At 71.1% G+C, this 19,911-nt stretch carries 16 protein-coding genes; 3 read left to right on the top strand and 13 right to left on the bottom strand.

The window, feature by feature from the left end; translation table 11 throughout:
* A partial coding sequence (locus B9S58_RS33070) for a helix-turn-helix transcriptional regulator (protein WP_146063599.1) occupies nt 1-1,355 on the top strand: 1,355 nt, incomplete at its 5' end.
* Nucleotides 1,356-1,373: 18 nt separating this feature from the next.
* Here the strand turns inward: B9S58_RS33070 and B9S58_RS33065 are convergent.
* The 12 genes from B9S58_RS33065 to B9S58_RS33010 are packed head-to-tail and all read right to left on the bottom strand — an operon-like array spanning nt 1,374 to nt 13,539.
* Complete coding sequence (locus B9S58_RS33065) at nt 1,374-2,726, bottom strand: hypothetical protein (protein WP_103535587.1); 1,353 nt, start codon at nt 2,724-2,726, stop codon at nt 1,374-1,376.
* Between the two features lie 15 nt (nt 2,727-2,741).
* Entirely contained in the window at nt 2,742-3,959 is a 1,218-nt protein-coding gene (locus B9S58_RS33060; RefSeq protein ID WP_103535586.1) for an MFS transporter, read from the bottom strand.
* Nucleotides 3,960-3,994: 35 nt separating this feature from the next.
* Nucleotides 3,995-5,452 carry an amidase gene (locus tag B9S58_RS33055; protein ID WP_103535585.1) on the bottom strand — a complete coding sequence of 486 codons (1,458 nt, stop codon included), beginning with the start codon at nt 5,450-5,452 and terminating at the stop codon, nt 3,995-3,997.
* Nucleotides 5,445-5,651, bottom strand: a complete 207-nt coding sequence (locus B9S58_RS33050; protein WP_103535584.1) for a hypothetical protein — start codon at nt 5,649-5,651, stop codon at nt 5,445-5,447. The genes B9S58_RS33055 and B9S58_RS33050 overlap by 8 nt, the downstream gene beginning before the upstream one ends.
* A 41-nt stretch (nt 5,652-5,692) precedes the next feature.
* Nucleotides 5,693-6,586 carry an ornithine cyclodeaminase family protein gene (locus B9S58_RS33045; protein ID WP_103535583.1) on the bottom strand — a complete coding sequence of 298 codons (894 nt, stop codon included), beginning with the start codon at nt 6,584-6,586 and terminating at the stop codon, nt 5,693-5,695.
* The gene (locus B9S58_RS33040) at nt 6,583-7,809 is read right to left on the bottom strand and encodes an aminotransferase class I/II-fold pyridoxal phosphate-dependent enzyme (protein WP_103535582.1); all 1,227 of its coding nucleotides are present in this window, start codon (nt 7,807-7,809) and stop codon (nt 6,583-6,585) included. Before B9S58_RS33040 ends, B9S58_RS33045 begins: the two co-directional genes overlap by 4 nt.
* On the bottom strand, nt 7,809-8,690 hold the full coding sequence (locus B9S58_RS33035; RefSeq protein WP_146063598.1) for an alpha/beta hydrolase: 882 nt from the start codon (nt 8,688-8,690) through the stop codon (nt 7,809-7,811). The genes B9S58_RS33040 and B9S58_RS33035 overlap by 1 nt, the downstream gene beginning before the upstream one ends.
* 29 nt (nt 8,691-8,719) lie before the next feature.
* On the bottom strand, nt 8,720-9,610 hold the full coding sequence (locus B9S58_RS33030; protein ID WP_103535580.1) for a hypothetical protein: 891 nt from the start codon (nt 9,608-9,610) through the stop codon (nt 8,720-8,722).
* A gap of 14 nt (nt 9,611-9,624) precedes the next feature.
* Nucleotides 9,625-10,488, bottom strand: coding sequence for a CoA ester lyase (locus B9S58_RS33025; protein WP_103535579.1), 864 nt, complete (start codon nt 10,486-10,488; stop codon nt 9,625-9,627).
* Entirely contained in the window at nt 10,485-11,432 is a 948-nt protein-coding gene (locus B9S58_RS33020; RefSeq protein WP_103535578.1) for an isopenicillin N synthase family oxygenase, read from the bottom strand. Before B9S58_RS33020 ends, B9S58_RS33025 begins: the two co-directional genes overlap by 4 nt.
* Nucleotides 11,429-11,932 (bottom strand): MaoC family dehydratase, encoded by a 504-nt coding sequence (locus tag B9S58_RS33015; RefSeq protein ID WP_103535577.1) that lies wholly within the window; start codon nt 11,930-11,932, stop codon nt 11,429-11,431. Before B9S58_RS33015 ends, B9S58_RS33020 begins: the two co-directional genes overlap by 4 nt.
* Nucleotides 11,929-13,539, bottom strand: a complete 1,611-nt coding sequence (locus B9S58_RS33010; RefSeq protein WP_103535576.1) for a 2-isopropylmalate synthase — start codon at nt 13,537-13,539, stop codon at nt 11,929-11,931. The genes B9S58_RS33015 and B9S58_RS33010 overlap by 4 nt, the downstream gene beginning before the upstream one ends.
* 314 nt (nt 13,540-13,853) lie before the next feature.
* Here B9S58_RS33010 and B9S58_RS33005 point away from each other — a divergent pair, with 314 nt between their 5' ends.
* Both B9S58_RS33005 and car read left to right on the top strand, forming a co-directional pair.
* The gene (locus tag B9S58_RS33005) at nt 13,854-15,251 is read left to right on the top strand and encodes an MFS transporter (protein ID WP_181009541.1); all 1,398 of its coding nucleotides are present in this window, start codon (nt 13,854-13,856) and stop codon (nt 15,249-15,251) included.
* Between the two features lie 86 nt (nt 15,252-15,337).
* The gene (car, locus tag B9S58_RS33000; protein ID WP_103535574.1) at nt 15,338-18,853 is read left to right on the top strand and encodes a carboxylic acid reductase; all 3,516 of its coding nucleotides are present in this window, start codon (nt 15,338-15,340) and stop codon (nt 18,851-18,853) included.
* Between the two features lie 91 nt (nt 18,854-18,944).
* Here the strand turns inward: car and B9S58_RS32995 are convergent, their stop codons facing one another.
* Nucleotides 18,945-19,850, bottom strand: a complete 906-nt coding sequence (locus tag B9S58_RS32995) for an LLM class flavin-dependent oxidoreductase (RefSeq protein WP_181009540.1) — start codon at nt 19,848-19,850, stop codon at nt 18,945-18,947.
* Nucleotides 19,851-19,911: the final 61 nt, after the last annotated feature.

Below are 19,911 nucleotides of genomic sequence, written 5' to 3'. Positions count from 1 at the left end.
CGGCGCGGGCCCTGTCCGAGGCCCAGGCCGCCGACGAGCCGGCGCTGGCCTCGGCGGCGCATCTGCGTCTCGCCCGGAGCCTGCGGGGAAACCGGGGGTGCCATGCCGAGGCGCTGACGCACGCCCGCTCGGCCGCCGAACTCGCCGAGCGGGCCGGCGACGCCGCGATCCACTCCTCGGCCCTGGCCCTGACCGCCCGGATCGAGCAGGCCCGCGGTTCACCGGGCCAGGCCGAGATGCTCCGGCGTGCCCTGGCGACGGGCACGAGGGCCGGCGCCGGTCGGACCCCCGGGGAGCCACACCGTATCGGCGTCGCGTTCGCCCTGCTCGACGACCGGCTGGACGAGGCCGGGCGGCTGTTGGACGAGATGCGCCCGCCGGACTGCCCCGCCGACCGGCTCTGGCTGCTCAGCCGCGCCGTCCGGATCCACGCTCACCGCGGCGAGGGCCCGGTCGCCCGCGAGGAGGCCCACCGGCTGCTGGCGCTCACCCGCGACCTGGGCACCTCGCCCGGCCCGCCGTGGTGCGCGGCGGCGGTCGCCGAACTCGCCGGCGGGACCCTGGAGCAGGCGCTCGCCTACGCGGACCTCGGTCTGACGGCTTCGCAGGAGGACGGGGACACCGTATTCGCCGCGCACTGCCTGCACCTGTCCGGTATGACCCGGCTGCTGCTGCGGGACGCGGGCGGAGCCCTGGCGGATCTGCTCAGGGTCCGGGACCTCGTGCAGGACCTGGGTATCGCGGACCCCGCGGAGGTCCGCTACGACGCCGACCTCGCCGAGGCACTGGTCGCCGCCGGGGACCTGCCGGCAGCCCTGCGGACGGTCGCCGACGCCCGGTGCCGGGCCGAGGAGCTGGGACGGCGCGGAGTGCTGGCCTCGCTCGACCGGGCCGAGGCGCTGTGCCACGCGGCAGCGGGCGAGTACGGGCCGGCCGAGGAGCTGGTCGGCCGCGCCCTGCGCACCTTCGACCGGCTCGGATACCCGTTGCAGCGCGGCCGGGTGCTGCTGGCGTACTCGTCCGTCGAGCAGCGGCGCAGGCGCCCGGCCCGGGCCAGGGAACTCCGGGCGGCGGCCGATGCGGTGTTCCGCAGGGCGGGCGCGCCGCTGTGGGAGCCGGTCGGGCCGGAGCGGACCCAGGTGCGGGCCTGGCCGGCCGGTCTGACGGACGCGGAGCGGCGGATCGCCGAGCTGGTCACCGAAGGGCGCGGCAACCGCGACATCGCGGCCGCCCTGTACATCAGCGTCAAGACCGTGGAGGCGGCCCTCACCCGGATCTACCGAAAGCTGGAGGTGCGGTCGCGGGTCCAACTGACGGCGCTCGTCCAGAAGAGCGCTCACCCCGCGCGGTGGTGAGCGGGGCGTCCGCCCGGCTCAGCCGGCGTGCCAGCCGACGGAGCCCAGGATGCTCGATCCCGCTGCCTTCGGTGCGGAGCCGCCCGGGGTGGGTACGTCGTAGCGCACCCCGCACCCGGTCATGCGTCCGCCCATGAACAAGGGGCCGAACACCGCGCGCGTCGCGATGCCGAGGTATTCGCCCCGGTCGCAGTCGAGGACGTCCGCGTGGATCTCGGTGCTGTGGACGGTCTCCTGCGCTATCCAGGTGCCGGCCTCGTGGGCCTTGGCGATGACGTCCTCCCAGGTGGACGCGTCGGTCAGGGAGCCGATGTGGACGTCGAAGTTCTGGTCGCCGTCGGAGCGCTTCAGGACGAAGTCCGTCCGCCGCCTGCGCAGCAGTTCGTCCAGTTCCCAGGACGCGCCCCGGTATTCGACGATCTCCTCCCGGACCGAGCGCGACCAGGGGATGTACCGCTGTACGAACTCCCGGTCCCGGTCGCTCATCCAGTCCTGCCCCTGGGACAACAGGGCGAAGAGCTGCTTGTTCGCCGCCTGGTAGGAACTCTGCGGCGTCAGCACCGCGGAGCCGCACTTCCTGATCGTCAGAAGCGGGCCGAGCTCCCGGCCGGCGTCGATCCACTCCTGCGGCACGGTCCGCTCCAGGACCAGTGGGAACTCGCCCCCGCGGGAGCCGAGGGCGTCGATGAACTCGTCCGTCTCGAAGTACTCCGCCCTGATGCCCGACTTCCGCAGGGCGTCGGCCTCGATCTCGTAGTACCTCCGGTTTCCCCCGGAGTCGGAGAGGAAGACGTCCGGGAGATAGCCGACGAGCGCCACGTACGGGTCCAGGCCGAGGTCGTCGAGGATGGTGCGCAGCATGTCGCCGCGTGTCTTGAGCGGATCGGCGAGCGTGAGGGTGCTCAGGACGTCGTCGGGCAGCAGCTGCCGCCACAGCTCGTTGAGGAGGTGGACGTAGACCTGACCGCCGGTGGACGAGCAGAAGTTGAACTCGATGAACTTCCACCCGGTGTCGGTGAGGATCACGTCCGGCCGGCCCATGACCGTCGCGTAGGCGTTCTCGAACTCCTCGTCCCCGTAGAACTCCGTCAGCCGTTCGTCGAGGCCCAGGGCCCGGTGCCGGGACACGCAGTCGTCGCCCAGGTGGCGGACCGCCCGCCGCAGCAGGCCGGCCAGGTACGCGATCGCGTCCTCCAGTTCGGCGCCCTGCGCCGCGGGCAGGACGACGGGGCCGGCCGGGGCTATCCGGTCGAACCAGAAGGTCCTGAAGCCCCGGAACTGGTGGTCGAACGCGTTGAGGAGCCGGCGGGGGTCCGTCACATGCGGCCCCCACGCGGCCGCTGCCCGCGTGGTCGTCGAGGTGTCTTCCATGTCTTTCCACTCCTGTTAGAGGGCTTGTGCGGACTTGAGGGCGCGGTTCTTCCCGCGGCGCGGCCGCAGCAACGCGACGTATCCGACGGCCGCGAGCGCGCCGATCACCGCGCAACCCGCCCACAGGGTGTCCGTGCCGTGGGCGTCGATGATCAGGCCGCTCGTCAGGGGTGCCACAAAGCCGCCGATGGCCCAGGTCAGGACCATCACGCCCTCGTAGCGGCCGCGTGCGTGCTCCGGAGCCATGGCGGGGACCTGCGCCTCGCTGGTGGGCACGTAGACGATCTCACCGAGGGTGTAGACGACGGCGGCGCAGCAGTACAGCAGTACGGTGCCGGCGTGTCCGTTGAGCGCCGAACTGAGTGCGATCAGCAGCGCCCCGGCGGCCAGCACCCAGCCGGCGGGCCGGCGCTGGGTGAAGCGGGTGACGGCGAGCTGCAGAGTGACGATCATGACGCCGTTGACCCCGGCCACGATGCCGTACTGCGCGGTGGACAGGCCCGATTCGGCGATGGACAGCGGCAGCGCCATGTGCCGCTGCGTGAACACGGTGACCACCAGCAGGTTCAGTCCGGCCAGGCACATGAACCGGCGGTCGCGGACCACCGCGGCCAGGGACGCGCGCGGGGCGGCCTTCGCGGACGGTTCCGTGCGGCGCTTCGCGGGCAGGGTCTCGGGGATCTTCCAGAAGACCAGCACCGCGCACAGCAGTGTGCTGGCGGCGTCCACCACGAACAGCGTCAGATAGCCGAAGGCGGCGAGAGTGCCCGCCGACAGGGCGGAGACGGAGAATCCGAGGTTGAGCGCCCAGTAGTTGAGCGAGTAGGCCCGGGGCCGGGACTCCTCGGGGACCATGTCGGCGAGCATCGCACCGATCGCGGGCTGCGACGTCTTCAGTGCGAGGCCCAGCACGGTGACACACACCGCGATCGTCAGGGGCTGTTCGGCAAGCCCCAGGGCGAGGGTGAAGACGGCGGCGCCCAGTTGCCCGGTGAGCAGTGTGGGCCGCCTTCCCCACCGGTCGCTGAGCGATCCGCCGATCAGCGATCCGGCTATCCCGCCGAGCCCGTACAACGAGATCACCAGGCCCGCGTACGTGGCGGAGTATCCGCGCTCCACGGCGAGGTAGAGGGACAGGAACGGCATCACGAAGAGGCCGAACCGGTTCACCAGCGTCGAGGTCCACAGCCACCAGAAGCCGGTGGGCAGCGGGGGTCGCGTGCGGTCGTTCATCTCAGTCCTTCTGACGGCGGGGCGTGACCGCCGTCTCATGCCAGCACGGGCCGGGTGTCTCGTCGGCCGAACTCGGCTTCCAGGGCGAGGCCGGCCCGGAACAGGCTCGCCTCGCCGAACGCGCGCCCCACGAGCTGCACACCGATGGGCAGACCGTTGTCGGCGAACCCGAGGGGCAGGGACATGGCCGGGTGCCCGGTGACGCCGAACGGGATGGTCTGCATGTCGTTGGCCAGTTTCGGCGGGGGCCAGTCGGTGCCGAAGGCGTCGACCCGGGCCGCGGTGGTCTGGCCGCACGCCGTGATCAGCAGGTCGTGGGAGGCGAAGACCCGCCGGTCGAGCGCCGCGCGGAGGCGGTCGCGCACCTGGCGGGCCCGCTGGAGTTCTTCCGCGGTGACTCCGGCGCCGGGCATCAGTTTCTGGTACGTGAAGCGGCCGAACGACCGCGGCGCGCGGCGCAGGTTCTCCTTGTGCACGGCGAACCCCTCCGCCATCAGGATGACCCGGCCGCAGGCGTCGAACAGTTCGTACGGCGGTAGCTCGCACTCCTCGACGACGGCGCCGAGCCGGTCGAGGTGGGTCAGGGCCCGGTCGATGCTCCCGGTGATCTCCGGAAGGGTCCCCGGATCCGAGGCGTACCAGGCTTTCGAGTAGGCCACACGCAGTCCGCGGACCTCCCCGGTCAGCGGGCCGAGGAAGTCGGGCGCCGGTGTCTTGTGGGTGCGTGGGTCCCGGGGGTCGGGGCCCGCGACCACCTGGAGGGCGGCGGCGGCGTCGGCCACCGTCCAGGCGAGGGGCCCGAAGTGGTCCATGGTGGGCGCCAGCGGGGTGGCCCCGTGGCCGGAGACGCTGCCGTAGGTGGGCTTGAGGCCGACGGCCCCGCAGTGGAACGCCGGGCCGCGCAGCGAGCCGGCGGTGTCGGATCCGAAGGCGACGCGGAGGAAACCGGCCGCCACCGCGGCGCCCGCTCCCGACGAGGAGCCGCTGGGGATGTGCTCGCGGTGCCAGGGGTTGCCCGCCGGCGGGAAGGGCAGATCCGTGCTGGGCCCGCCGAACGCGAACTCGTAGGTGGCCAGCTTGCCCAGCAGCACCGCGCCGCCGGCCCGCAGCCGGGCCTCCACGGTGCTGTCCTCGGTGGCGATGTCGGTGAGGGTCAGCCGCGAGTGGTTGGTGGTGGGCAGGCCCTCGGCGGCGAGGATGTCCTTCAGCGCGTACGGGATGCCGTGCAGCGGTCCGCGGTCGACGCCGTCGCGCAGCTCCCGGTCCGCCCGTGCCGCGCGTCGCAGCGCGAGGTCCCGGGTGACCAGGACGAACGAGTGCAGCTCGGCGTCGTACGCGTCGATCAGGCTCAGCGCGTGCTCCACCAGCTCCACCGAAGTGAGGGTTCCGGCGCGCAGCCGCGCTCCGGCCTCCGCGACGGACAGCCCGGACAGCCCGGACAGCCCGGGGAGTTCTGGCAGGGGGCCCGGCCGGGCGGGGACGTTGTCAGACATCGGTGATCTCCACTTCCCGCAGCAGTCGGTTCATCGCGCGCAGCGAGCGGTGTCCGGCCAGGACTCCGGGCGCCAGGTCCGGCGGCATCTCGATGCCGAGGCGGGCGAGGGCCGCGTCGAACTCCCGGTCGGCGGCCGCGGTCGCCGGCTCCCCACCCTCGTGCGGCCCCGTGGTCTCTTCCGTGCCGGCGTGTGCCACGTACGGTCGTCCTTTCGTCTCGGTCGGTGGTGACTGCTCGGTCAAGGGTGTGGCCGCGCCACCAGATGGGCACAGGTGATGAGGTCCAGTGAGGCGTGTCCGGTGGAGCTGAAGACGGTCGGGCGGCCGTCGAGTCCGGGGTGCGAGCCGGTCTCCAGGGATTCCAGGTCGATCGCCGTGCGGTGGATCTCCCCCGCCTCGGCGACGGCGATCGCCATGTCCTCGACGACGAGCGTGACGGTGGACAGGAGCGAGCGGGGCAGCTCCCGCGACTCGGTGGTGTGCGCGCCCATGCAGTTGATGTGCACGTGCTCCGGCAGTCCGGCGGCGATCGGCAGCGGCCGTACGGAGGTCGTCGCCGTCGAGATGACATCCGCTCCCGCGGTGGCCTCCTCGGCCGACGCGCCGACCAGGGCGCGTACCCCCGGATCCGCGCGCCGGATGCGCTCGCACAGAATTCCGGCGTGCTCGGGGGTACGGGAGTGGACCCGTACCTCGGTGATCCCGCGCACCGCCGTCACCCCGAGGTACTGCTGCCAGGCCTGCACCCCCGATCCGACGATCCCGAGGACGGTGCTGTCCCGGTCCGCGCAGCGATCGGTGACCAGCGCCGTCACGGCCGCGCACTTGAGGTTGGTGACGGCCGCGCCGTCCAGCACCCCGAGGAGCTCCCCGGTCGTGGTGGAGAACACCGGGACCACGGACGTGACGGTCGGGCCCGGACCGTCGGTGATGGTGGCGGTCTTGTTGACGCACAGCCCGAGATCGGCACTGACGGCGGGCATGGACAGGAATCTGGCGCCGCGGCCGTCGTCGACGACCTGCCGCAGCGGTACGGCCATCCGCCGCACCGCGCCGCTGCGCAGGCTCTCGCGCATCAGCGCGGCCACGGCCGCCACGTCGGACACGTCGTGCTCCGGGTCCGTGATGGTCATGCGAGCTCCGCCAGCACGTCGAGGAGGTCCGTCGCGAAGCGTTCGGTCAGCTCCGCCGCCATGTCGCCACGCAGCATCATCCGCACACCCGCCTGCCCCTGCGCCACGATGGGGAAGAACATGGCGGAGCAGTAGTAGCCGCGCCGGTAGAGCTCGGTCGACAGCGCCACCGCCCGGTCGTTGTCGCCGACGGTGACGAACTTGATGTGCGATCCGGTGCCCCGCAGGCCGTGGTCGCGCAACCGCTCGTCGAAGAGGGCGATGTTCCGGGCGAGTTGTCGCTGCCGCAGGCCGAGTTCCGGACTCCGGTGGACCTCCAGGGCCCCGAGCGTGGTGCCGACCGCGGCGGTCCGCAACCCCTGGGACCAGGCCAGTGGCCCGGACCGGTAGAGGAGGTCGAACACGTCGCGGTCGCCGACCATGGCGATGCCGCCGGTGCTGCCGAACGCCTTGGCGATCGAGGCGACGATGATCGTGCGGGAACCGAGGGTGTCGAACACGGTGCGCGCGTATCCCTCACCGCGCCCGCCCACGGCCGACAGCGCGTGGGAGTCGTCGAGGTAGACGAACATCCCGTAACGGTCCTGGAGATCCTTGATGCCCTTCAGGTCGGCCTGCCCGCCGGTGGAGTAGACGCCTTCGGCGACGTAGGCCACCCGCGGGTACCGCTTGCAGACGTCCTCGAGGTACTGCATGTCGTTGTGCGGACAGGTCACCACCAGTGTCTCGTCGGCGAGAACGGGCTTGAGGAAGTTCAGGGAGAAGTGCGCGAACCGGTCGAAGACCACGACGAGGGGCTCGCCGTCGGTCAGATGCCCGGAGGCGAGCAGCGGCAGGATCGCCGAACTGAGGACCCCGCAGGACACCGACGGCAGCACATGGGTGCCGAAGTGCGCGGCGAGCTCCTCCTCCAGCCGTTCCATGATGCCGAGCCGGATCCGGAACTCGCCCATGGACAGCCCGGTGATCCGCTCCTCGTCCAGTGCGGCGCGTCCGGCCTCGATCACCGTGGGGTGGCTGTTGAGACCCAGGTACGAGCAGGACGACAGGTTGGCGAACTCGTGCCCGGTGCGGATGTCGCGCAGCCGGTTCTGGCCGTCGACGGCCTCGACCACGAGGCCGAGCATCCCGTGCTTGCGGGACAGGCCCCACGCGGCCTCACCGGCGGGCACCATCTTCCGGTTGTTGCGGTACCGGTGGGGTCCTGTGATGTCCTCGGTCATCACGCACCCGCCGCCTGGGCGCGGAGCCAGCCGCCGAGCCGGCTCACGGCCTCGCGGGCCTTGGCGAGGCGCGCGTGGTGGAGGTGCCAGACGTGCACCATGCCGGGCCAGACCTCCAGCACACCGGTGCCTCCCGCGCGCCGCAGCCCGGCCGCGAACCGCTCGGCGTCGCTGAGCAGAATCTCGCGGCTGCCCACCTGGAGGAGCACCGGGGGCAGCCCCGCGAGTTCCCCGAACAGCGGGGAGACGTACGGATGTGTGGGCGCGGTGCCCGCCAGGTACGACGCGGACACCAGGTCCACGACCGGCTTGCTGAGCATGGGGTCCTCGTGCTCCAGAGCGTGGTAGCTCTCCCCGCTGCCCGTGAGGTCGGTCCACGGCGAGACGCAGGCCGCGGCGGCCGGCAGCGGCAGCCCCGAGTCCCGCAGCTTCAGCAGCGTCGCGAGCACCAGGCCGCCGCCCGCCGAGTCGCCCGCGAGGACCAGGTCGGAGGCGGCGACCCCGTCGGCGAGCAGGCTCCGGTACGCGGCCACGACGTCGTCGAGCGCCGCCGGGTAGGGGTGCTCGGGGGCTCGCCGGTAGTCCACGAAGAACATCCGGCAGCGGGCCGCGCGGGCGATCTCGGAGACCATGTGGCCGTGGCTGCGCAGGGAGCCGTACACGTATCCGCCGCCGTGCAGGTAGAGCCCGGTCGGGGAGCCCTCCGCGTTCGGTGGGGTCAACAGGTGGCCGCCGTCGCGCTGTTCGACCTCGATGTCGTCGGCGATCGGCGCGCCCCATGCGTCGTAGAACACCCGGGCGTCGTCGATGTCCGGCGGCCATTCGTCCGAGGCGAGGGACGCGAGGAGCGTGTCGAGCTCCTCGCGGTCACGTGCGGACATGGTCGGCACGCTGTATTCCGTGGACGTCGTCACTGGTTCGTCCCGACCGGGTCGATCCCGCGGTGGTAGCGCTCGCGCGCGGCCTCGTCCGGCACCTGGAGGCTGGGCTGCGGGATCTCCAGGCGGTAGTGCCGGTACCACTTCGACAGCTCGACATCCTCGGCGAACTGGTACTCCAGGTGCCGGATCGGGCGGCGCGAGGGCCGGGTGGGGTCGGCGGGACGGGGCTCGGAGCCGGCGTGCGCGAGCCCGCCCTCCACCTCGTTGAGCAGGACGACCATGACCAGGTCGGCGGACAGGTCGGCGTCCACGGCGGACGCGTATCCGGCCAGGACCGGCTCGGCATGTTCCTCCTTGACCGCGACGTTGTAGCTGTGCGGCATCAGCTCCAGCAGATCGGCGGGGGAGACCCCGGTGTCCTGGCAGTAGGCGCGGGTGTCGCAGACCATCGGGGTGCCGTCGGTGATGTTGGTGTTGGGCCCGTAGATGTTCCCGATGAACGGTGTGGCGGCGTCGAAGTGCACGCACTTGGTCGTCAGGAACTCGCGCTCGGTGGTGTGGTCGCCGTTGGGCGTGAAGTGCGTGTTCTTGTTGTACCCGTCGACGTCCATGCCGGCGATGCGGTCGTAGTCCATCGTGACGGGGCTGAACCGGGAGACGTCGACGTGCTCGCCGAAGCCGCGGAACAGCGACTCGAGGTAGTCGCGGGCGATCGCGGCGTCCTGCTCCTTGCGGACGTCCAGTCCGTGGTGCGCCAGCGTCTTGGCGACGCCGTGGCAGACGGCGACGCCTTCGCCTTCGGCGACCAGCCGCACCAGTTCCAGGACGAGTTCGTCCCCGACGGCGTGGAGCCGGCCGTCGGTCAGCTCGGTCGGGTGGGTGGAGACGTCGATGATCGCGTGCTGCGGAAGCTTCTTCACTGGGATCCCCTGGGCTACTTGGTGTGGGCGTTCCGGGCGGCTTCGTCGGGTGCGTGGAGTTCGAGCATGCGCTGGGCCCGCAGCACGAACGGCGGGGCGAGTACGCGGTCCTCCTCGACCGCGAAGCCGTAGGACGTGGAGTTGTAGTCCTCGACCACGCTGCGGTACTCGGCGATCTTGTCCGGGCCGACGGTGAACGTCTCGGCGATGGTGTCGACCTGCCGGGGGTGGATGGCCGCCTTGCCGGTGAATCCGGCGTCCCGGGCCGCCCGGCACTGCGCCGCGACGACGTCGAGGTCGTGCAGTTCGAACGAGTTGGTGTCGATCGCGGGCACGCGGTACTTGGCCGCCGCGGAGCAGAGCCGGGCCCGCGCGTGATCGAGGTAGAAGGTGTTCTCGGCGTACAGGTCGGCCGTCAGATCCGCCTGGCCGAAGCACAGGCCGTCGCTGACCGCGGCGATCTCGACGGCGTTGTCGACGGCGTCGATGCTCTCGATGAAGCTGCAGATCTGCGGCGGCCTGGAGGTGTGCGACAGCAGTGACCGGTAGATGGCAACGTCGCCGGGGCCGGAGATCTTGGGGATGAAGACCACGTCGAGAGGTACGCCGCCGATGGTGGCGTCCATCTCGACCAGCGCCCGCATGTCCGCCAGGCCGTCGGGCGTCGCGATGGTGTTCACCCGCATGCCGAGTGCGGGCAGGCCGGCCCCGGTGAGGTCGTCCGCCTGCGCCAGCAGGGCACGGGCCTCGGCCTTCCTGGCCGGATGGATGGAGTCCTCCAGGTCCAGGACCAGCATGTCGGCGCGGACCCGGCCGGGCCGGGCGACCGACGCCAGCAGCAGCGCCGGGGTGTAGAGCAGGCTCGCGTAGGACTTCACTGCGCGTCTTCCCTTCCGAACAGCAGGTTCATCTTCTGGAGTGAGTAGTCCTCGTAGCGGATGGGCTCGTACTTCGCGGGTCGGTCCGCCGCGAACTTGGGGAAGCACTCGATGACGGTGTCGTCGTTGGCCAGCTTGAAGAACACGATGGACTGCCGCTGCCGGTCGGCGAGCCGGACCCGGTGCGGCGTCGACACGTACTCGTCGTTCGACCAACGGGCCATCAGGTCGCCGATGTTGACGATGAAGCTGTCGCGCTCCCGGACGTCGATGTCCAGCCAGCGGCCGGAGCGGTCCTGGAGCTGGAGGCCCGGGCCGTCCTGGGTGAGCAGGGTGATCAGCGTGCCGTCCGTGTGCTGCCCCATGCCCTGGTCGTTGAGGAACTCGGGGGCGACTCCGGGGTAGAGGTGCGAGCGGAGCGAGTCGTTGGAGGTGTTCGTCCGGGTGGCGAAGAAGTCCCTGGGCAGGTCCAGGGCGAGGGCCAGCAGCTCGGCGATCCGGCCCGCCACGGTCTCGCAGGCGGCGAAGTACTGCTTCAGGGCCGCGCGCAGCTGTGCCCCCGACTCGTCGTCCGGGAAAGGGAGTTCTTCATCGTCGTTCAGGATCAGCCGTCCGGTGCTGAACTTCTCGACGTAATCCGACGGCATTCCCGGTTTCCCGGTGTAGGCGTAGGCGTTCTCGGAGAGCAGGGCGCTGTACCCGTAGGGGCTGTAGTCGTTGTCGCCGCGCGCGGTGGAGGTGCGCATCGGGAACTCGCGCTTGTTCTCCAGCGGGAGGCGGAAGAAGCGCAGCGAGGCGTCGTAGGCGTCGTCGAAGACCTCGCGGGCGATGCCGTGTCCGCGTACCACGAAGAACCCGGTCTGCCGGCAGGCGTCGGATATCTCCTCGGCTGTCCTGTGTTCGAGGCCGGGACGCTCCGGGTCCAGGTCGATGACCGGAATCATTGTTGTGCCTCCTGCTTGGGGACGAGGATCGTCCGCTCGAACTCGATCACCGTCACGTCGTCCTGGTTCCGGCCGGTGGTGTGGACGGTCACGATTCCCTGGTCGGGGCGCGTGCCGGACTCGCGCCGGGAGACGATGCGGGTCTGTGCGTAGAGCGTGTCGCCCACGAACACCGGGGCGGTCAGCCGCACCTTGTCCCAACCGAGGTTGGCGACGCACTTGGCGCTGATGGTGGAGACGGTCATCCCGTTCACGATCCCGAAGGTGACCAGACTGGAGACGACGATCTTGCCGAACCGGGTCTGCTCGGCGTAGACGGCATCGATGTGCAGCGGATGCTGGTTGAGGCAGAGCAGGGAGCTCCACACGTTGTCGGTCATGGTGATCGTCCGGCCCGGCCGGTGTTCGACCACCTCGCCGGGTACGTAGTCCTCGTAGACCATCCCGCTGTCTTCCCGGTAGATACCGGGACCGACCGTGTGGAAAGAGTTGTTCTTCACTGGTCTCCTTCGTGCAGGCCCGCCCGTAGCAGCGCGGAACGAGCAGATCTGTGTGCCGCGTCGGGGGCGGTGGCCGCCTGGCCGAGTCCCCAGACGGTGCGGCCGCCCGTGTCCACCGCCACGAGGCAGGTCATCGGTGCGCCGGTCGCCGCCGTGCCGGTGAACCGGGGCCGGGTGAACCCGATACCGTGCTCGGCGGCGAGCCGTGCGAGGATCTCGGCGCCGTCGGCACCGCCACCGCCGTCGCCGACGGGCAGTGCGGGCGAGTCGTCGAGGCAGTAGGTCTCCCGGAACAGCTGCCAGATCTCCGACGGTTCCAGTTCGTGCCCCAGGGCGTCGGCGGCGGACTGGACCACGGCGGCGAAGTCCCGCCGCAGTTCCATCGGCAGGTCGATCCCCCAGCCGGCCTTGAGCACGTAGGCGATGCCGCCCTTGCCCGACTGGCCGTTCACCCGGATGATCGCCTGGTAGTCACGGCCGACGTCCTTCGGGTCGATGGGCAGGTAGGGCACCTGCCAGGGCATGTCGCCGACGTCCTTGCCCTCCCGTTCGGCCCGGTCGGCCAGTGCGGCCAAGCCCTTGGCGATGGCGTCCTGGTGGGTGCCGGAGAAGGCGGTGTAGACCAGGTCGCCGGCGTAGGGGTGGCGGGGGTGCACGGGCAGTCGGTTGCAGTCCTCGACGATCTCGCGGACGGCGTCGATGTCGGAGATATCCAGCTGGGGATCGACTCCGCTGCTGAACAGGTTGAGCGCGAGGGTCACCAGGCAGACGTTCCCGGTGCGTTCGCCGTTGCCGAACAAGGTGCCCTCGACCCGGTCGGCCCCGGCGAGCATGGCCTGTTCCGCCGAAGCGACGGCGGTACCCCGGTCGTTGTGCGGGTGGACGGAGAGAATGATCGCGTCACGCCGGTCGAGGTTGCGGTGCATCCACTCCACCTGGTCGGCGAAGACGTGGGGCGAGTGGGTCTCCACGGTGGTCGGGAGGTTCAGCACGAGCGGCCGGTCGGACGTGGCGTCGACGACCTCCGCGACCCGGTTCGCGATCTCCAGGGCGAACTCCGGCTCGGTCAGGTTGAAGGTCTCGGGTGAATACTCGAACCGGATGTCGGTCGCGGGCTCACGCTCCGCCAGGCGCACCAGGTGCTGTGCGCCGTCGACAGCCATGCGCAGGACCTCGCGCGGCGACATCCCGAACACGACCTCGCGCCACAGGCAGGCCGTGGCATGGCACAAATGCACCACGGCGCGGTCGGCTCCGCGAATCGCGTCGAAGGTCCGCTCGATGAGTTCTGGGCGGGCCGGCGTGAAAACCGAGACCGTTACGTCGTCCGGGATTCCCTCTTTGGTGACCAGTTCGCGGACGAAATCGAAATCGTGCGCGCTGGCCGCCGGATATCCGATTTCTATGTCTTTGAAACCTGTCGCCACGAGCAGGTCGAACATCCGCTGCTTCCGGCGCATGTCCATGGGGTCGGCCAGCGCCTGGTTTCCGTCCCGGAGATCAACCGAGGCCCAGATCGGAGCGCGGTCGACCGCACCGTCCGGCCACCGCCGTGACCAGCCCGAAGTGGGAGAGGTGGTATCCCGCGCATAGCGGTGGAACGGCATGGGTGACGGACGTTGTGGAATTCCCCGGAACTCTCGGGAAAAGGACAATGGTGTTCCCCCCTGCACTTCCAGGCTGTGCCCTCTTGGGATTCTCAGCGCTCTGAGGCTATGGAGCGTCAGGCCCCGTGGGGAAGTGGACCGTTCTCTATACCTGACCCTGGAATCGGACCATTCGGACATCGGGGTCGGTTTGGCGGACTGCGTGGTTGACGCTGCGTGTTTTGTCACTAGGGTTTCGCAGTATTGTCGGCATCAATTCACCGCCTCATGCGCGCTGACGCGAACCCATGCGAACTCATGCGAAATGGCAGGCCATGGCCGAATCCACCAGTTTCGACAACCGCACGTCCGACAGCGGCGGTGCGGCCCTGCGGCCCGGCCGCGTCCTGGCGGTGGCCTGTCTGGCGCACGGGATGATCGTCGTCGACACCAGCATCCTCCACGTCGCGATCCCGGCGATCCGCGACAGTCTCCACGCGAGCCTTCCGACGATGCAGTTCGTCGTCACCTCCTACGTGGTCGTCATCGCCGGCCTGATGCTGGCCGGAGCCGCAGCGGTGGGGCACTACGGCGCGGTGCGGATGTTCCGGCTCGGGGTCGCGCTGTTCGGGGTGGCCTCCGCGCTGTGCGGGCTCGCCCCCAACGGCACGGTGCTCGTCGCCGTGCGGGCGGCCCAGGGGCTGGGAGCGGTGCTCGTCATGCCCGCCACCCTGGTGATGCTCACCGACACCTACCGGGAGCCCGGCAAGCGCGCCAAAGCCATCTCCATCTGGTCGATGGTCGCCGGGAGTCCGGTCGCCTTCGGTCCCACGCTCGGGGGCGCCCTGGTCGCGACGGTGGGCTGGCGGAGCATCTTCTGGATCAACGTGCCCATCGTCCTGGTCGTCCTGTGGCTCTCGGCACGGAACATGCCACGGGTCGAACGGTCCACGTCCAAGGAACCGCAGGACGTGCCGGGCCAGTTGCTGTCCATCGTCTTCCTCGGCGGTCTCGCGCTCGCGCTCGCCGAAGGACAGGAGCTGGGATGGACCCGGCCGTTGCCCGTGGTGGCGGCGGTGGCGGCCCTGGCCGCGTTCGCCGCCTTCGTGGTCCGGCAGCGCGGTTACGCGTACCCCATGATTCCGGCGGACCTGTTCCGGGCCCCCGGGTTCCGCGGCTATGTCGCGGTCGGCCTGCTGCTCTTCGTCGGTTACAACGGGCTGATGTTCACGCTCAGCGTGTTCCTCCAGCAGGTGCGCGGTTACGACCCGATCACCGTCGGGCTGTTCTTCCTGGCATCCGCCCTGCCGATCACCTTCATGCCGCTGGCCGCGGGACGCTTCGCCGCCAAGTACGGTGCCCGGGCGGTGCTGGGCGCCGGCATCCTGCTGTCCCTGCTCGGCGCGGTGGTGCTGGCCGTCGTCGGCGGCGACACCCCGGTCGGCACCTGTGCCGGGCTGGCGTTCATCGGGCTCGGTTTCGGCCTGGTGACCGTGCCACAGATCACCCTGACCCTGGCCGCGGCCCCGGAGCACCGATCGGCCATCGCCTCCGGGCTGATGTCGGCGGGCCGGTCGACCGGATCCCTGATCGGGGTCGCCCTGCTCGCCGGCCTCCAGTCCGGAGGCGGCATCGCCGCACCGGCGTTCGCCCTCATCGCCGTCTACGTCCTGATGGGCCTGGCCGCCCTTCTCGGCGGCCGGGCACAGCCCGCCGACGCAACGGGCCGCTAGGGCCTGTCGTCGAATTGCCGCCCGCCGCCCGGCACGCACCCGCGCTCGCAGCTGGTCCCTCGCACTCCACACACACCGGAGCATTCATGTCGGAGCATCAGGCAGGTCACGATGTCGCCTCAAGGATCGCTGCCCTGCACGCGGGCGATCCCGAGTTCGCCGGGGCGGTCCCGTCACCCGACGTCGCCGATGCCATCGGCCGCCAGGACGGCCTCATGGGGGTCATCGCGGCCGCCATGCACGGGTACGCCGACCGGCCGGCCCTCGCCCGCAGGGCCGGCCGTGTCGTCCGCGACCCCGCCACCGGCCGCCGCACCCGTGAACTCCTCCCTGTCTTCGACACGTTGACCTACGCCGAACTGTGGCAACGGGTCGGCCGACTGGCGGCCGCCTGGGCCGACGGCCCGGACTGTCTGCGTGCCGGGGATTTCGTCGCGACCCTGGGGTTCACCGGTGTCGACTACGCGGTCATCGACCTGGCCTGCATGTACCTGGGCGCGGTTTCGGTGCCGCTTCCCACCGGTTCGTCCGCCGCACGGCTGGCTCCGGTCGTCGCCGAGACGGGGCCGAGGATCCTCGCGGCCGACGTCGGTTCGCTCGACGCCGCGGTCGGCGCCGTCCTGGCGTCCGACTCCATCGAGCGCCTGGTGGTCTTCGACTACGACCCCCGAGTGGACGACGACCGGGAGGCGTTCGAGTCGGCCGGCGGCAGGCTGAGCGGGCGGGCCGAGGTGGTTCCGCTGGTGGACGAGGTGGGCCGGGGCGCCCGGCTGCCGGCCGCGGAACCGTACGAGGACGGGGATCCGGACCGGCTGGTCGGCCTGATCTACACCTCTGGGAGCACGGGCACGCCCAAGGGCGCGATCTACACCGCCTCCATGATCACGAGGATGTGGCAGAACGCCCGCGGCGGGCTGAACGCCGGAGGCGGCAGCGGCACCCCGGTGTTCGTGCTGCACTACACGCCCATGAGCCATGTCAACGGCCGCGCCTGGCTGGTCAACGGCCTCGCCGCCGGCGGCACCGGCTACTTCGCGGCCCGCGGCGACATGTCGACGCTGTTCGACGACATCCGCCTGTCGCGTCCCACGGTGTTCAGCCTGGTGCCGAGGATCTGCGACATGGTGTACCAGCGGTACCTGCTCGAGGCCGACCGTCTCGGCCGCACCGGCACACCCCGCCCCAGGGCCGAGGCAGCCGCGTCGGCCCTGGTCCGCGACAGCATGCTCGGCGGCCGGATCGTCTTCGCCCTGTGCGGCAGCGCGCCCTTGTCGGAGGCGATGCACACCTTTACGGCCTCGCTTCTCGGCACGCGGATCATCGACTGCTACGGGTCGACGGAGACGACCCGGGCCATCGTCGTCGACCAGGAGGTGCGCTGCCCGCCGGTGACCGGCTACCGGCTGGCCGACGTCCCCGAACTCGGGTACTTCAGCACCGACAAACCGCACCCCCGCGGCGAGTTGCGGGTGAAGTCGGTCGGGCTGTTCCCCGGGTACTACCAGCAGCCCGAGGTCACCGCCCGCGCCTTCGACGAGGACGGCTACTACCGCACCGGCGACGTCTTCGCCGAGACCGCGCCCGGCCGGCTGGTCTACGTCGACCGGATGAACAACGTGGTGAAGTTGTCCCAGGGTGAGTTCATCGCCGTGTCCGGCCTTGAGGCGCTGTACGCGACCAGCCCGGACATCGCGCAGATCTACGTGTACGGCAGCAGCGAGCAGGCGTTCCCGCTGGCCGTGGTGGTCCCCGACGCCGAGCGCCTGGGGCGGGCCGACGACGCCGCCGTACGGGCCGCGGTCCTGGATTCCCTGCGGGAACTCGCCCATGGCGCGGGCCTGCACGCGTACGAGATCCCGCACGACGTCGTCGTCGAGCGGCAGCCGTTCACGGTCGCGAACGGGCTGCTGTCGGGGGTCGGCAAGGTTCTGCGGCCCGCCCTGAAGGAACACTACGGACCGCGACTGGAGCGGCTGTACGCGGACATCGCGGCCGGCCGGGCGGGCCAGATAGCGGCACTGCGGGCCGCAGGCGGTGAGGTCACACCGTTGGAGGCGGTCCGCGCCGCCGCGCAGATCACCCTCGGCTGCCCCTCGTCGCTGGTGCGGGCGGAGGCCGCCTTCACGGATCTGGGCGGCGACTCCCTGTCGGCGCACACCTTCTCGACCGTCCTCGAACAGATCCTCGATGAGGAGGTGCCCATCCAGGTCATCCTCCAGCCCTCCTCGACGCTGGCCCGCATAGCGGACCGGCTCGGCTCGGCGCGCGACGCCCGGGAGCCGCGCCCCACCGTCGCCTCCGTGCACGGAGGCGACGCACACGAGGTGCGGGCCGTCGATCTGGCTCTCGACCGCTTCGTCGACGGGCGACTCCTGGCCGCCGGGCGCGGAGCGCGGGGCGGCCAGGCCTCCGTACAGAACGTACTTCTCACCGGGGCGACCGGGTATCTCGGACGGTTCCTGGCGGTCGACCGGCTGCGGCGCGTCGCCGAGACGGGCGGCCGGCTGACCTGCCTGGCCCGGGCCGCCGACGACGTGGCCGCACGGCAGCGCGTGCTCGCGTGCCTGCGCGGCGCGGTGGCCGACCACACCGACTGGTTCGACGCCGCCGCGGCGCGGCATCTGACGGTCCTGGCCGCGGACGTGTCGGCGCCACGCCTGGGCCTGACGGAGACGGCCTGGGAGTCACTCGCCGGGCAGACCGACCAGATCGTGCACGCGGCGGCGCTGGTCAACCATGTCCTGCCGTATCACCGCCTGTTCGCGCCGAACGTCGCCGCGACGGCGGAGCTCATCGAGCTGGCGCTCACCGGCCGGGCGAAGCGGTTCGCCTATGTGTCGACGGTGGCGGCCGCGATGCTGCCCGACGGCTCGTTCCTCGACGAGACGGCCGACGTCCGAACGGCGTCCCCGGTACGGCCCCTGGACGACTCCGACGCGAACGGATACGCCACGAGCAAGTGGGCCGGCGAGGTCCTGCTGCGCGAGGCGCACGAGAGGACGGGCCTGCCGGTCACCGTGTTCCGGCCGGACATGATCCTGGCCCACAGCAGCCTTCCCGGCGGGCTGAACCTGACCGACCGGTTCAGCCGGCTGCTCCTGAGTGTCCTCACGACCGGCATGGCGCCGCGCTCCTTCTACCGGCTCGACCGGGACGGCGGCCGTCGGCGGGCGCACTACAGCGGCCTGCCGGTCGACTTCACCGCCGCGGCGATCACGTCGCTCAGCGCCGGGAACGAGGACGGGTACGTCACCTACAACACGGTCAACGCCCACGACGACGGGATCTCGTGGGACGAGTTCGTGGACTGGCTGATCGACGCGGGCCACCCGATCACCCGGTTCGACGACCACCGGCAGTGGCACATGCGCGCCGAGGCGGCTCTGCGCGGTCTGCCCGACCACCAGCGCCGGCTGTCGCTGCTGCCGCTGATGCGGGCGTACGCCCGGCCGGGCGTACCGAGGGCGGGCTCCGCCGTGCCGGCCTCGCGGTTCAGCACGGCGGTCGGCGCTCTCGGGGTGGGCGAGGGGCGTGTGCCGTCGCTCTCTCCCCCGTACATCGCCAAGTGCGTGGCCGACCTGAGGCTGCACGGCCTGCTCTGAGCGGCGCCCGCGCGATCCGGCCTCCGCGCGGACGCGGGCCCCGTCCACGGATCGCGTGAACGGGGCCGCGAGGGGCTGCGGCGAGAGGCGCTCAGCGGTTCGCGGGCGCGATCTCCTCGATGACGTGGCGGGGACTGGCGAAGAACCCGGACTCGCGCGGGCAGTGGACCACGATGTCGGTGAAGCCCAGCTCCGCGCACCGTCCCGCGACATCCGCGAACGCCTGTGCGGACTCCATCGTCGGCAGCAGGGAGAACCCGGTCAGCAGCGTACGGTCCAGGGACTTCGGGTCGCGGCCCTCCCGCTCGCACGCCGCGTCCAGCTGCTCCATGCGCCGCGCGAGCAGGGACCAGGTCCAGGACGCGGTCCGCTCGTGCCTGGGTACGTCCCCCTGGTCGGTGACGACCCACGACGCGCCGTACCGCGCGACGGTCCGCATCCCCAGCGGACCGTTCGCCGCCAGCACGAAGGGCACTCTGGGCCGCTGTACGCAGCCAGGCTCCAGCCGGGCGTCGACCGCTTCGTAGTAGCGGCCGAGGAAGGTGGTCTGCTTGCGGCCGTCGGGCGCTCCGGTCAGCAGCCGGTCCAGGAGTTCCACGGACTCGCGGAACCGGCCGCCGCGTTCCTGCACCGACCAGCCCTTGCCGCGCTCGCCCTGGCCGAGCACGAAGGCGTCGGCATCCGGCGATCCCGCGCCGAAGCCGAGGACGAAGCGGCCCTCGCTGATGGCGTCCAGCGTGACGACGTCGTGGGCAAGGGGGACCGGGTGCCGGTAGTTCGGCGACGTCACCAGCGTGCCGAGCCTGATCCGCGAGGTGACCCCGGCGGCGGCCGTCAGCGTGGGTATCGCGCCGTACCAGGCGCTGTCCGGCAGCCCGGCCCAGGTGATGTGGTCGTAGCTGTAGGCGGCGTGGAAGCCCAGCTCCTCCGCGTGCCGCCAGCTCGCGGCCGCCTCCCGGAACGGACGGTCGGGCAGGATACAGACGCTGATACGCACGACAGACTCCAGATTCCTTGCTTCTGCTTCCCGACGCTCCCGACAGTACTGATCCATCGCC

The sequence above is a fragment of the Streptomyces sp. SM11 genome (assembly GCF_002910905.1).
GTDB lineage: Bacteria > Actinomycetota > Actinomycetes > Streptomycetales > Streptomycetaceae > Streptomyces.
Note: the sequence above shows the minus strand (reverse complement) of the source record. Positions and strands in the feature narration are given on the sequence as shown.

Bases quoted from the DNA above. Each gene is read 5' to 3' on its own strand.
- B9S58_RS33065 (WP_103535587.1), bottom strand. From the start codon at position 2,726: ATGGAAGACACCTCGACGACCACGCGGGCAGCGGCCGCGTGGGGGCCG.
- B9S58_RS33060 (WP_103535586.1), bottom strand. From the start codon at position 3,959: ATGAACGACCGCACGCGACCCCCGCTGCCCACCGGCTTCTGGTGGCTG.
- B9S58_RS33055 (WP_103535585.1), bottom strand. From the start codon at position 5,452: ATGTCTGACAACGTCCCCGCCCGGCCGGGCCCCCTGCCAGAACTCCCC.
- B9S58_RS33045 (WP_103535583.1), bottom strand. From the start codon at position 6,586: ATGACCATCACGGACCCGGAGCACGACGTGTCCGACGTGGCGGCCGTG.
- B9S58_RS33040 (WP_103535582.1), bottom strand. From the start codon at position 7,809: ATGACCGAGGACATCACAGGACCCCACCGGTACCGCAACAACCGGAAG.
- B9S58_RS33035 (WP_146063598.1), bottom strand. From the start codon at position 8,690: ATGTCCGCACGTGACCGCGAGGAGCTCGACACGCTCCTCGCGTCCCTC.
- B9S58_RS33020 (WP_103535578.1), bottom strand. From the start codon at position 11,432: ATGATTCCGGTCATCGACCTGGACCCGGAGCGTCCCGGCCTCGAACAC.
- B9S58_RS33010 (WP_103535576.1), bottom strand. From the start codon at position 13,539: ATGCCGTTCCACCGCTATGCGCGGGATACCACCTCTCCCACTTCGGGC.
- B9S58_RS33005 (WP_181009541.1), top strand. From the start codon at position 13,854: ATGGCCGAATCCACCAGTTTCGACAACCGCACGTCCGACAGCGGCGGT.
- car (WP_103535574.1), top strand. From the start codon at position 15,338: ATGTCGGAGCATCAGGCAGGTCACGATGTCGCCTCAAGGATCGCTGCC.